The 13,324-nt window shown below is 65.8% G+C and carries 9 protein-coding genes and 1 riboswitch; of the genes, 3 read left to right on the top strand and 6 right to left on the bottom strand.

The genetic code is table 11. The features are described 5' to 3' along the window. Window positions 1-8 precede the first annotated feature (8 nt). On the bottom strand, window positions 9-1,220 hold the full coding sequence (metZ, locus tag AC1ROK_RS07575; RefSeq protein ID WP_492845422.1) for an O-succinylhomoserine sulfhydrylase: 1,212 nt from the start codon (window positions 1,218-1,220) through the stop codon (window positions 9-11). A gap of 38 nt (window positions 1,221-1,258) precedes the next feature. Further along, window positions 1,259-1,337: riboswitch (SAM riboswitch) on the bottom strand. Between the two features lie 101 nt (window positions 1,338-1,438). Here metZ and AC1ROK_RS07570 point away from each other — a divergent pair. Together AC1ROK_RS07570 and AC1ROK_RS07565 are read left to right on the top strand one after the other, a co-directional pair. Further along, the gene (locus tag AC1ROK_RS07570) at window positions 1,439-2,548 is read left to right on the top strand and encodes a 2'-deoxycytidine 5'-triphosphate deaminase (protein WP_492845420.1); all 1,110 of its coding nucleotides are present in this window, start codon (window positions 1,439-1,441) and stop codon (window positions 2,546-2,548) included. 349 nt (window positions 2,549-2,897) lie between these two features. Continuing rightward, window positions 2,898-4,271 (top strand): hypothetical protein, encoded by a 1,374-nt coding sequence (locus tag AC1ROK_RS07565; protein WP_492845418.1) that lies wholly within the window; start codon window positions 2,898-2,900, stop codon window positions 4,269-4,271. An 86-nt stretch (window positions 4,272-4,357) separates the two neighbouring features. Here AC1ROK_RS07565 and AC1ROK_RS07560 read toward each other — a convergent pair whose 3' ends face one another. Then, complete coding sequence (locus AC1ROK_RS07560) at window positions 4,358-4,768, bottom strand: hypothetical protein (RefSeq protein WP_492845416.1); 411 nt, start codon at window positions 4,766-4,768, stop codon at window positions 4,358-4,360. A gap of 578 nt (window positions 4,769-5,346) precedes the next feature. Here AC1ROK_RS07560 and AC1ROK_RS07555 point away from each other — a divergent pair. After that, the gene (locus AC1ROK_RS07555) at window positions 5,347-6,480 is read left to right on the top strand and encodes a helix-turn-helix transcriptional regulator (protein ID WP_492845415.1); all 1,134 of its coding nucleotides are present in this window, start codon (window positions 5,347-5,349) and stop codon (window positions 6,478-6,480) included. Window position 6,481: 1 nt separating this feature from the next. Here the strand turns inward: AC1ROK_RS07555 and AC1ROK_RS07550 are convergent, their stop codons facing one another. The 4 genes from AC1ROK_RS07550 to AC1ROK_RS07535 are packed head-to-tail and all read right to left on the bottom strand — an operon-like array spanning window position 6,482 to window position 13,064. Further along, the gene (locus AC1ROK_RS07550) at window positions 6,482-6,781 is read right to left on the bottom strand and encodes a UBP-type zinc finger domain-containing protein (RefSeq protein ID WP_492845413.1); all 300 of its coding nucleotides are present in this window, start codon (window positions 6,779-6,781) and stop codon (window positions 6,482-6,484) included. After that, window positions 6,768-8,213 (bottom strand): sensor histidine kinase, encoded by a 1,446-nt coding sequence (locus tag AC1ROK_RS07545; protein WP_492845411.1) that lies wholly within the window; start codon window positions 8,211-8,213, stop codon window positions 6,768-6,770. Before AC1ROK_RS07545 ends, AC1ROK_RS07550 begins: the two co-directional genes overlap by 14 nt. Before the next feature lie 3 nt (window positions 8,214-8,216). After that, the gene (locus AC1ROK_RS07540) at window positions 8,217-9,917 is read right to left on the bottom strand and encodes an FAD-dependent oxidoreductase (RefSeq protein ID WP_492845410.1); all 1,701 of its coding nucleotides are present in this window, start codon (window positions 9,915-9,917) and stop codon (window positions 8,217-8,219) included. 3 nt (window positions 9,918-9,920) lie between these two features. Continuing rightward, entirely contained in the window at window positions 9,921-13,064 is a 3,144-nt protein-coding gene (locus tag AC1ROK_RS07535) for an ATP-binding protein (RefSeq protein WP_492845407.1), read from the bottom strand. Between the last annotated feature and the right edge of the window lie 260 nt (window positions 13,065-13,324).

Here is a 13,324-nt window from a genome sequence, read left to right as displayed (position 1 = left end):
CAGGCAAACTAGACCTGGCTGAGCCCGTACTCGAGGTCGCGGATCAGATCGTCCGCATCCTCCAACCCCACAGACAGGCGCAGCAGGCCTGGGGTGATCCCCGATTCCAGCCGAACCTCCTCGGTGAACCGGGCGTGGGTGGTGGTGCCCGGATGGGTGATCAGCGACTTGGCATCGCCAAGATTGTTCGAGATCAGGATCACCGCCAGCGAGTCCGACAGCGTGAACGCCGCCTCGCGCCCGCCCTTCACCTCGAACGCCACCAGCGTCGAGCCATTCGCCATCTGCCGCTTGGCCAGCTCGTATTGCGGGTGCGAGGGGTGGAATGGGTACGAGATGCGCTCGATCTTGGGATGGTTGGCGAGGAAGTCGGCTACCCTGGTGGCGCTCTCGGTCATCTGCCTGACGCGGATCGGCAGCGTCTCGACCCCCTTCAGCAGCACCCAGGCGTTGAACGGCGACAGCGACGGCCCGGTCTGCCGCAGCAGGGTGTGCACGTCGCCTTCGATCAGCGCCTTCGAGCCGAGCACGATGCCGCCCAGCGCCCGGCCCTGGCCGTCGATATGCTTGGTCGCCGAATAGGTGACGAGATCGGCGCCCAGCTGCAGTGGCTTCTGCAGCATGGCGGTGGCGAACACGTTGTCGACGATGAGCTTGGCGCCATGCGCCTTGGCAATCTTTGCGACCGCGGCGATGTCGACCAGCTCGAGCGTCGGGTTGGTCGGCGTCTCGATGAAGATCACCTTGGTATTGGGCTGCATCGCCCGTTCAAAGTTCTCGGGGTCGCGCCCATCGACCAGCGTCGAGTTGACCCCGAACCGCGGCATCAGGTCTTCGACCACATAACGACAGCCGCCGAACAGCGCCCGCGCCGCGACGATGTGATCGCCGGCCCGCACCTGGCTCATCACCGCGTTGGTGACGGCGGACATGCCGGTGGCGAAGGCTCGCGCCGCTTCCGCCCCTTCGAGCAGCGCCATCCGGTCCTGGAACATCTCCATCGTCGGGTTGGAGAAGCGCGAGTAGTTATGCGCCGGCTTGTTGATCTTGTTGAGGAACAGGTCCTCGGCATATTGCGAGCTCGGGTATGAATAGCCCGAGTTCATGAAGATGGCTTCCGAGGTCTCTTTGAACTGGCTGCGCTGCGTGCCGCCATGGACGAGCATCGTGGCTGGGGCGCGGTTCTTTTCGTCGCTCAGCGGGTTCTTCGACTTCGACATGTCCTTGCCTCGAAAACAAAAAAAGCCGGCACGCATGGGCGGCCGGCTCGAAGGTCCCTTTAGCGACTTGTTTTAGGTGGCTGCAATCAGACCGGCCAAATCACCACCATGCACCAAGCGTCACCGCAAAGGCGCATAGCGTGGATATACGACCCATGCCGTCTTGGCGTCAACGCCTCAGGTTGCTAGGGGATGTATCCAGGTTGCGGGGTAGACCATTGGATAGTGAGCTTTGGGCCAAGGGCGTGTTTCCCGCCCGTTTCATCGAGCGTCTGGCGGCGCGCGGCAACATCGTCACCGATCGCCCCTTCGACGCTGACCAGGTGCAGCCGGCGAGCCTCGACCTGCGGCTGGGTAAGGTCGCCTATCGCATTCGCTCGAGCTTCCTGCCGGGTCGCGAACACACCGTGGCCGAGCGCATCGAGACGCTGAAGCTGCATGAGCTCGATCTCACCAACAGCGCCGTGCTCGAGCGCGGCTGCGTCTACCTGGTGCCGCTGCAGGAAAGCCTGAACCTGCCGGATACCGTGTCGGCCGGCGCCAACCCCAAAAGCTCCACCGGCCGGCTCGACGTCTTCACTCGCGTCATCGGCGACCACGCCCGCGGCTTTGATACCCTGCCGCACGGCTACAAGGGCCCGCTCTATCTCGAGATCAGCCCGCGCACTTTCCCGGTGCGTGTCCGCACCGGCTCGCGCCTCAGCCAGATGCGCTTCCGCGTCGGCGACAGCCGGCTGACCCTGTTTGAGCACAAATCGCTGCACAATGTCGAAACCCTGGTGTTCGACGCCAACGCCGAGGTCGGTGACGGCGTGCTGTTGTCGATCGACTTGAAGGGCGCCGACCGCAACGGTCTGATTGGCTTCCGCTCGAAGCGCCACACCCCGGTCATCGACATGGACATCAAGGATAATCTCGATGTGCTCGATTACTGGGAGCCGCTGATCAAGCGCGGCGCCGACGAGTTCATCCTCGATCCCGACGAGTTCTATATCCTCGTATCCCGCGAGAGCGTGCACGTCCCGCCGGCCTATGCCGCCGAGATGGTGCCGTTCGATCCGCTGGTCGGCGAGTTCCGCGTCCACTACGCCGGCTTCTTCGATCCCGGCTTCGGCCATTCCGCCGCCGGCGGCACCGGCAGCCGCGCCGTGCTCGAGGTCCGCAGCCGCGAAGTGCCGTTCCTGCTCGGCCACGGCCAGACCATCGGCCGCCTGATCTACGAGCGCCTCGCCGAGGCCCCCGATCGGCTCTATGGCACGGGTCTGGGCTCGAACTACCAGGCCCAGACGCTGAAGCTGAGCAAGCACTTCAAGCCGTTCGCGCTGTAGCGCCGACGCCGGTCGCGCCCGCTGGCGCCGCAGCTACGCCTGCTCGGTCGCATACAGCGCCGCTGAGCAGGTCGCACCTCCCGTACTGACGAATGTACTTGCGCCGACTGTCGATCAGGCAGCGCGGGCAAGTCTGTCCGCCCTGCGTTGTCCTCCCGCATAGGCCGTCGCGGCCAATCGTTATGCAGTGATTTCAGACACTTGCTTGGTTGCCAAGTCACCCGTAACCGTGCCTGCGCAAATCTTCGTTAAGGTTAAGTAATTCTCAACAGGTTATCGACAATGTGGCGCAAGCCGGGGGTTTTGCCGGCATTGATCATACTTGGCTCATTTGAAGGTGGGTGGGGGCATGCGCCTGAAGGTTGCGCTTTTGGCTGGTATCAACGCGGTTCTGCTGGGGACGACGGCCGCCAGCGCCGCCGACCTGGATCAACTGGTCATCGAGGAGCCCGGGAACCCCTGGGTCGTGACCATCGGCGCCGGTGTGGCGGGTTACGCTTTGCCCGGCGTCGTCGGATCTTACTTCGAGGTCGATGGCAGTCAGGTCGAGCTGGAGTCCGATGGACTGGCGCTGGGGGGGCTCGTTGGTGTCAGCGCGTCCACGCAGCTGGGTGAGAAGGATGGCACCATCAGCTCGCTCGGCATCTCCGGTTTCATGTCCTTCGCGACCCGCAGCTCCAGCAGCACCATTGCGCTGGGCAACGACAGCTCGCTGTTCATCCCGGGTATCACGACGCCGACAGGCACGATTACTCTGACCACCGATCCGGCGGGGCCGACGGCTGCCGCCGTGGTCAGCGGTACTGCCGACATGAACCAGGTGGCAGCCATCCTGTCCAACTCGGGTGGCGCCACCAACGGCTACGCCGTCAATCCTGACGCAGGGGGCAGCGGCTTCTCTTATGTGGGCATCGCGACGCAGACGGGCGCCCCGAACCTCGCCTATGCCTTCGGCGCCGTCGCCGATGAAACCGGCGGGGTTTTCCTGGCGGTCGGCGACCTCGAAGGCTGGACGGTAAACACCGACGTCTCGCATGACATCGTCTATACCGGCGGCGACGTGACCTTCGCTCTCACCAAGACCCCCGAGGCGGGCGAACCCACCATCACCGGCTATGCCGGACCAAGCTACCGCTTCCTGGGGCAGGGCATCGCGACCGAGATCTCGGTTGACGCGGCCGAGCTGCAGCCCACGGCGCCCGCCAATTTCGCCTATCCGCTCTATACTCAGACCACCGATGAGACGCTGGACTCGCATTATGTCGGCGGCATCGTCGGCGGCAACATCACCATGCCTGTCGCCGAGACCGCGAGCCTTACTCTAGGTCTTGAAGGCGGCGCCTACTTCATGGGAACCAGCTACGATGTGCGGGAGACCTACGCCGTCTCCGGCGGCGTACCGAGCCCTGTCGACCACTCAGTCGAAAACGCCGTCGAGATGGGCGATGACAGCGGCTTCGCCTACGCGGTGCGGACCCAGGCGAACTACACGACTGCCATCGGCGAGGCGATGCAGTTGAGCTTCGGCGTCGGTGGTGAGTATTTGTCGCGGGTCGCCTCCATCGGGCGCGATCCGGCAGCAATCGCCAGTGCATTCCCCGACCCGGTCGCTGGGGACGACGCCACATATGTGGGGCCCAACGACAACCGTGGCGGCAGCTTCCTGACTTTCGGCGATATGTGGTCGTTCACCTTGACCGCCGGAATTACCGGGCAGTTCTGATCAGACGCCGGCATATGGGCAAAACGGGCGGCGCAGGGCGTCGCCCGTTTGTTTTTGGTTCGCGCTGGGCGCGAGCCCCGCGCAGGTTATTCCTGCGTGATGATGGCGATCTGACCGACGCCGACCTGGCTGACGACGGCGGTATTGCCGGTGCCCTTCTGATCGATGATGGAGAGCTGCAGCAGGCCATCCTGAATGGTCACGGCCTCGTTGAAATCGCCGTGCTGCGTGGTGCTCGAAGCCTGGAGGGATCCCCACTGCTCGGTGTGGGAGAAGTTGCCAACACCGCGCTGCTTGGTATGCACCGCCTGGTAGCCGGGGAAACCGACCTGCAGGGTGTTGGAGTAGTTGGCCGCACCCTTCTGGCTGGTTACGGCGATCTGGACGTTGCTCCCCAAGGGTGAGGACTGGGTGATATAGGCGGTGTTGATGCCCCAAGCGAAGGCGGAGTTGGTTGCGAGAAGCACGGCGGCGGCAGAAAGCAGAACGCGATACATCTTCTATTCTCCTGAGAATTAAAGTCGCTTTGAAAATAAACAGCGACCGAAATCCCCCGCCGCTGTCGCCCGGCAAAAGAACTCAGAAGAACAACGTCTACAATAAAGTTATCGTAGGGCGATGATGAGGCAAATGACATTGAAGCGTCATATTTACCAATCCGAATTGTGGGATGGATTGCCCTTATGGGTGAGCTGTGCGTCGCGACCATTCATTTAAGACGTGCAAGGCCGAGCCGTCCGGTGCTCGCGGTGCGAACGATCCGCCAACCTGGTATGAATGTACTGTCTGGTGCCACGTCCTGCCCGAGCGCGGGTGGACCGGCCCGGCCGCCGAGCGGTTGCCGTGGGTGCGGTGTCCTGATCGGAGCGGCGTGCCTGGCTGTGGTCCCAGCGGCCGGTAACCATCCTCATGGTATACATGCGGTAAACGCCAGGAACCGGGCTAGAAGTGGCCGTGAGCTCGAGGATGGACTGCAGGCGACGGCCACCGCCGAAGCTCAGCAGAATCGGGACGGCAACGTTCTTGCGGCAGGAGGGCGTGACCTTCTCGGCGCTGGTAAGAAGAGTACAAACGCATGGGCTTTGCGCAGAACAGTCTGACCAGCTGCATCTATGACATGGCGCTGGGCCGCTCGAACTGGGACACCATTCTCGATATCCTCGCTGCGAGCTTTCCCGGCTGCATCGTCACCGCCTCGGCGGATAATGTTGCAACCGGCACGAACCTCGCCTTTGCGTCCCGCGGCTTGGCCTCGGCCGCCGTCGCGAGCTACGTCTCCACCTATGCCGCACTCAATCCGATCCTGCCGGCAACCGCCGCGCTCGCCCCCAACCAGGTTTTCCACGACAACCACCTGCTCGACCGCACCGCGATGGCGGGAGCGCCGTTCAATCAGTGGGTGGCCCGGCTGGGAGATTTCGCTGCGTCGTCGGGAGTGGTGCTGCTCCGCCAAGGCACCCGCCAGCTGACTCTCGAGGTGCGCTACTCGACGCAGCGCCAGGCCGAGCTTCGCCCCATTATCGCCGGCGTGCTGTCGGAGGCCGCGCAGCACTTCGAACGGGCTTTCGAGATCGCCAGTCGTACGCGTTTCTCCGGCGGCCGCGGCTATCTGGAGGGTGTAGTCGCCGACCTGCCGTTCAGCGTGTTCTTCGTTTCCGAGGACATGCGAATTCACTACTCCAACTTCCACGGTGAGGCCCTGCGCCGCCAGCATGGCGGTCCGTTCAGCAGCGCCGACGGCATCCTGCGCGCGGCCGACGAGCAGGCCGACGGCCAGCTGCGCACCCTGGTCGAGCGTGTGACCACGTCGAAGCGTGCCCCGACCTCGGTGCAGCAGATCGTACTGGGTGGGATGGACGAGCGCTATTTCGCCATTGCGCGCCTGGCCCTGCGCAGCAACCAGCACTACCAGCTGCACGACGCTGTCCTCGACCCCGGGCCCCTGGTGATGCTCATCATCCACGGCAGCCTCGAAATGTCGTCGCTGCCGACCGATCTCTTGTGGCGCGCCTTTTCGCTCACCGAATCCGAGGCTCGGCTGGCCGAGGCGCTGCTCAACGGCGCCACGCTGGCGGATTTCGCCAGGGAGCGAGAGGTCTCCAAGCAGACCCTGCGCAACCAGCTGGTGGGGGTCATGCGCAAGACCGGCACGCGACGGCAGTCCGAACTGGTGTCGCTGCTGACGCGCCTTGCGCTCACCTGCCTCTAGGCTAACGCCGGCGCAGCGGTTCGCCGGGCGGCAGCTCGATGTCGTCGATGAAGCAGTAACGCCAGGTCTCGCCGATCTCGTAGGACTGGATCACCGGATGGCCCGTGGCGTGGAAATGCCGGCGGGCGTGGCGGTTGGGCGATTCATCGCAGCAGCCGACATGGCCACAGACGAGGCAGACCCTCAGGTGTATCCATTCGTCGCCGCGCGCCACGCACTCGGGACAGGTGTCAGCCGAGCTCGGCTCGACATCGCGGATCAACGCGTCATGGGCGCAGCGCCCGACCTCATCGAACGACATGGGGCTTCTCCGGTGTCGCCGGGCGACCGAGCCGCAGCGGCAGCACAATGCGGAATTCGGTCCGTCCGGGGTGCGAAGTGAAACTGATGCGCCCGCGGTGCCGGTTGACCACGATATTGTGTGCGATGTGGAGCCCGAGACCCGTGCCGACGCCCTGTGCCTTGGTGGTGAAGAACGGCTCGAAGATGCGCCGCCCGACCTCCTCGGGGATCCCCGGTCCGCTGTCGGCGATCAGCACTTCGACCTCCTCGCCCAGCCGCTTGGCCCCCACTTCGAGCCGGCCCTCGCCGCCCATCGCCTGCACGGCGTTGTCGATCAGGTTGGTCCACACCTGGTTGAGTTCGCCCGCATAGGCCTCGATCCGGGGCAGGGCCGGCTCGTACATCCTCGTGACCGCCACGCCATGCTTCAGCTTGTGATTGAGGATCATCAGCGTGTCGTCGAGGCTCATGGCGATGTCGACATCCTGCACCGGCGCCTGGTCAAGGTAGGCATAGGCCTTCACCGACTTGACGATGCCCGAGATGGCCTTGGAGGCGACCTCGATCTCCTCCATCAGTTGTTGCGCTGCCAGCCCGCGCCCGAGCCACTGCAGCACCGGATCGACATGCGCCGTCGCAAAGGTGGCCAGCACCGGCTCCAGCCGCTCCACCGACCAGCCATAGGCCGCCATGGCCGGAGCGATCTCCCAGGGCTCGGCTATTCCGAGCGCTTCGAGCCGCTGGCTCAGCCGCGACTCGATCCGTCGTGCTTCGGCATCCGAGCAGCGGGTCGCCCGGCAATCGGCGATGCTGCGCTCGAGTTCCGCCAGCCCCTGCCGCTCCTCTTGTGTCATCTCCAGCATGCTGAGTTCGACCGTGCGGCGCCGCCACCCCTCGAACGCTTCGCTGAGATATCCGGTCGAGCGCTGGATCGCTGCGGCGGGGTTGTTGAGTTCATGCGCCAGCCCGGCGGCCAGGGTGCCGAGCGCCGCCAGCTTGTCCGACTGCACCAGCGAGGCCTCGGTGCTCCTCAGCCGCGAGGTCACCGTGCGCAGCAGCGTTGCCGCCGCCTCCGGCCGGCGCGCCAGCAACTGGCGGAACGCCTCCGAGCCGATGGCCAGCAACTCGCTCGGCTCGGTGGCCCGCACCGATGCGGTGCGGGGCGCCTGCTCTAGCAGCGACATTTCGCCGAGGAACTCGCCTGGTCCGCGCGTCGCCAGAGTCACCTCGTGACCGCCATCCTCCTTGGTCACCTCAACCGCGCCCGCGAGGATGATGTAGAGCGAGCCGCCTTGCTCGCCCTCGCGGATGAACACCTCGCCGGGGGCGACGTTGACCCGCTGGCCGGCATGCCAGAGCTCGCTGGCTTCCGCCTCGCTCAGTTCGGCAAAGATCGGCACCTGGCGGATCAGGTCGGTGCTGTGCCCAGCGTCGGTGGCGGCGGCGGACATGGCTCAGCCACCGGTTGCCGGCGGTGGCCGTTGCGCCGGGGCAGGGCCGCGCAGATGCTGGTGGACGAAGGTTACCGCCATCGCCCCTTCACCGACCGCCGAAGCGATGCGCTTGGTCGATTGCCGCCGCACGTCGCCGGCAACGAAGATTCCCGGCACGCTGGTTTCCAGCCAGAACGGCTCCCGCTCCACGAGCCAACCCCCGGGCTTGCGGCCGGGTTCGCGCACCAGGTCCGGCCCCGAGAGGATGAAGCCTTGCGCGTCGAGCTGCAGCTTGTCCTTCAGCCAGTCGGTCCGCGGCGAGGCGCCGATGAACACGAACACCGCCCGCGCCGGCACCTCGGTGACCGACCCGCTGGCGCTGTCGAGCACCGCTACCGCCTCGAGACTTTCCTCACCGATCAGCGCACTGATCGAGGCGCCCGTCTCTACCGCGACATTCTCGGCCTCCTCGATCCGCTCGATCAGATATTGCGACATGCTGTCGGCCAGCGATTTGCCGCGCACCAGCAGCGTCACCGAGCGGGCGAAACGAGCCAGGTGCAGCGCCGCCTGTCCGGCGGAATTGCCGGCGCCGACGACGAAGACATCCTGTCCGGCGGTGCCCATCGCCTCGGTCATCGCCGCACCGTAATAGAGCCCGGCGCCCGAGAGCCGCTCCGCCCCCGGCACGTCCAGCAGCCGATACGACACGCCGGTCGCGACGATCAGGGCCTGCGCCGCGACCTTGTTGCCGTTGCTCAGCGTCAGGATATGGTAGCCGTCCTGCGTCTCGAGGTTCAGCGCTTCCACCGGCGTCAGGATTTCGGCGCCGAAGCGCCGCGCCTGCTGCACGCCGCGGCGCGCCAGGTCGGCGCCGCTGAGCCCGACGGGAAAGCCGAGATAGTTCTCGATCCGCGAGCTGGTGCCCGCCTGTCCGCCGGGCGCCTCGCGCTCGATCAGCAAGGTCCTGAGCCCTTCCGACGCTCCGTACACCGCTGCGGCCAACCCCGCCGGGCCGGTACCGACGACCACCAGATCGTAGGTCTCGGCCACCGCATGAGTGTGCAGCCCGACCTTTTCGGCCAGCGCCGCGATGGTCGGACGCGACAGCGCCGTGCCGTCGGCGAGGATTACCAGCGGCAACGGTTCAGCCGCAGCCCCCGCCAGTTCGCGCAGCGTTGTCGCCTCGGCGTCGGTCTCGATGTCGAGCCAGCGATACGGCACCAGGTTGCGGGCGAGGAAGTCGCGCACCCGATGTCCGTCGGCCAGCCAGCGATGACCGATCACCCGCACCCCTTCGAACACCGGCTGATAGTTGGCCCGCCAGTCGTCGAGCAGGTCGTCGAGCACCGGGTAGAGCTGCTCCTCCGGTGGGTGCCACGGCTTCATCAGGTAGTGGTCGAGCTTCACCTCGTTGATCGCCCGGATCGCCGCGTCGGTATCGGCATAGGCAGTGAGCAACACGCGCCGCGCCTCGGGATAGAGCTCCATGGCCCGCGCCAGAAACTCGACGCCGCTCATCTCAGGCATCCGCTGGTCGGCGATGAACAGGGCGATCACCCGGTTGGCAAGCTTGAGCTCTCCCAGCACCTCCAGCGCCTCCGCCCCGGAGGCTGCGCGTTCGATGTCGTAATTTGCCGCGTAGTGCCGCCTCAGGTCGCGCGTCACCGCGGCGAGAACCGAAGGTTCGTCGTCGACGGCAAGGATCACCGGTTTTTCCATGGGCTAGGCCTGGAGAATCTGCGGCAGGGCGGCCGCCGGCGGAGGCAGTTTGATCTCGTCCCTGAGGCTCGCTGCCTCCTCGCGCGCCCCGGCCGCCGCCTCCCGCTCGCCCAGCGCATCGGCGACGTCGCCGAGCACGCTCAGGGCGTTGGCGAGATATGGCTTCAGGTCCATGCGGCGGAAATAGGCGATCGCCGAACTGATGGTGTCGCGCGCCTCGGCCGCCCGGCCGAGCCGCAGCAGCGCCCGCGAGAACGGCATGGCCAGCGCCGCCACCACGAAATCGTCGTCGGTCGATCGGGCGCTGTCGATGGCGCCGCGCAGCTTTTCGACCGAATCCGTCGAGCCCTTCTCGAACTCGGCCTCCGCCACGCCGGCGCGGATCAGGTTGATGTAGTAGTCCATGCCCACGGCGTCGGCGAGTTTCAGCGACCGCCGAAACTGCGCCAGCGCATCGTCGATGTTGCGTTTGTCGAGTTCGCCGCGGCCGACGCCGAAATAGCCAGCGCAGGCGCATTCGAGCCCGTTGGCCGACATCGCCAGATCCGCCCCGATATGCGCGTGCTCGAGCCCCGTCTCGATGTCACCCATGTCGTAATACGCCATGCTCGCGCCGATATGCACGTCTGCGCGCTTCACCGGCGAGCCAATGCTGGGGATCAGTGCCAGAGCCTCCTCGACCAGTGCACTGGCCTCGTCGAACTGGCCCAATCGCGCCAGCGCAATCGCCCGATAGGTCAGCGCGTGGCCAAGGATATCCGGCGCGTCCTGCTTGCGCGCCATATCGATCACCTCGGCCAGCTTTTCCTCCCCAGAGCGGGCATCCCGCTCCACCAGCGACCAGGTGGCGATGAACAGCGGCAGCAGCAGCACCTGGTCGTCGCCGGTCTCGGCTGCCAGTGCCTGCGCCTCTTCGAGGTAAGGGAAGCCGCGTGACGGGAAGCCGGTGACCATGTGGACGTTGCCCACCCACGACAGGGCGAGACCCAGTCTCCGCTTGTCGCCGAGCTCGCGGGCGATCTGCACCGCCCGTTCCATCTTTTCCAGCATGCCTTCGTACTGGCCCCGGCGGTTGCGCACCCAGGCCCATTCGAGCACGGCATCGATCAGGTCGGCGGGCATGGCGGCCGGCATCTTCTCGAGCGTCGACAGAATCCGGTCGCGATGCTCGAGCTCTTCACGCACCGCGTAGAGCCGGCGCGCATTGTCGGCGGCGACCCTGGCATATTGCAGCGTCCGCTCGAGATCGCCGGCTTCCTCGAAATGGTGCGCCAGCATTGCCGCGAACTCGTCGCGCCGCTCGGCGAACAGCAGTTCCAGCGCCGAGCCGCAACGCGCGTGGAGGTCCTTGCGCCGCGACCGCAGCAGCAGGTCATAGGCCGCCTCGCAGGTCAGCGCGTGCTTGAAGATATACTCCCGCTCGGGGTCACGCGCCTTCTCGCGCACCAGTTGCTCGTAGCTGAGCGTCGCCAGATGCGGCTCGATATGCTCGATCCGCTCCAGCGCCGGCCCGCTATGCAGCACCGATTCCAGCACCCGGTGCTGGAACACCCGACCGATCACCGCCGCCGTCTGCGCCACTCGCTTGGTGGCGTCGGGCAGCCGGTCGATGCGCGAACTGAGCACGCCCGCCAACGTATCGGGGATGGTCGCCTCGAGGATGGCGCGGGTGGCGCGCCAGTGTTCGCCTTCGCGCACCACCTGGCCACCGTCGATCAGCGATCGCAGCACCTCCTCGAGGTAGAACGGATTGCCCTCGGAGCGCTCGAGGATCTGTGCCCGGATGCTTTCGGGCAAGTCCTCGATGTGGAGGAGGTTTCCCAGCAACTCGCTCGAACCCGCCGCATCGAGCGGCTCCAGGTCGATGCGCGAGAAACTGCTGCCGAGGCTCCCCTGCAACCGATCCAGCAACTGCCAGCTTTCCGCCTTGCGGTCGGGCCGCATGATGGTCACCAGCATGATCGGCTCGAACGCTGCCAGCGTCGCCACCTGGGCGATCAGTTCCAGTGTCGCCGAGTCCGACCAGTGCAGGTCATCCATCACCATCACGTAAGGCGTCATGCCGCCGTCGGCGTGCATCACGGTCTTGATGGCGTTGACGATCGCCGCCGCAACGCCATTGACCACCGCCTCACCGGACATGGCGCGGAGCGCCATGCGGCTGGCGTCGCCCTCGACCGCAATCATCGTTTCGTAGAACGGGATGTCGCTCTGCTTGAGCCCCAGCCGCGTCACCCATGCGGCGATCTTCTCGCGCACGGCGGGCGCCGCGTCCATGTCGTCGGCCCCCACTATGGCCCGGCCCAGCTGTCGCCATGGGTAGTAGGGCACCGACTGACCGTAGGAGATCGCCCGGGATTCTCGCCAGATCGGCCGCGGCTCGGGCAGCGCATCGCGCAGGTGCTTCAGCTCCGCGATCAGCCGCGACTTGCCGAGGCCGGCTTCGCCGATCACTGCCACCACCGAGCCGATGCCCATCGTCAGGTCACCCAATCGGTCGCGCAACAGTCCGATCTCGCGTGCGCGCCCCACCAGCGGCGACGACAGCCCCTCGAGCCCCCGCGTCGCTTCGGGCACCGCCTTAATGCCGGTGACCTCGTAGGACTCGACCGCCTCGGTCTTGCCCTTCATTTCGATCCGGCCGCGCGGCCGGAAATCGAACAGCGCGTGCACCAGTTTGTAGGTGTCGGCGCTGATCAGCACGGTACCTGGTTCTGCCGCCGACTGCAGTCGCGCCGCGACATTGGCGGCGTCGCCGAGCGCCGTGTACTCGGTCTTGATCGCATCGCCGACGAACGCCAGCACCGCCATACCGGTATTGATCCCGACCCTCAGGTCGAAATCGACGCCGTGCTGCTGCCTGATGCCGCCGGCATAGCGCATCGCCGCGTCCTGCATCTCGAGCCCGGCGCGCACCGCCCGCTCGGCATCGTCCTCATGCGCCACCGGCGCCCCGAACAGCGCCAGCACCGCATCGCCCATCAGCCGCGAGACCGTGCCGCCATAGTGGGAGACGGCAGCATTCATGAAGGCGAAGGCGCCGTTCATGATGCCGGCCCAATCCTCCGGATCCATCTGCTCGGCTATGGCGGTGGAACGGGCCACGTCTGCGAACAGCACCGTCGCAAAGCGGCGTTCGCCTTCCACGGATCGCGCGACCTCGAGCGCATTACCGCAATTGGCGCAAAACTTAGCCGCGTCCGGGTTGCTGAAACCGCACTTGAGACACGTCTGCATCGCCATCTCTCGATGGACCTGCCGATCGGACATCAAGCCCATCGGCTACAAGTCCTGTCGGTACCTTAGCGTTCAGAAGAGACCCAAACAAGCCACGGCTTCGGGAGCGCTGTGCTGCTGTCATCGGTGAGGCTGCGAGAATAGGTCGCAATTGACAAGCCCGTGTGCCG

Source organism: Devosia sp. GW821-FHT12F11 (assembly GCF_058806655.1).
Note: the sequence above shows the minus strand (reverse complement) of the source record. Positions and strands in the feature narration are given on the sequence as shown.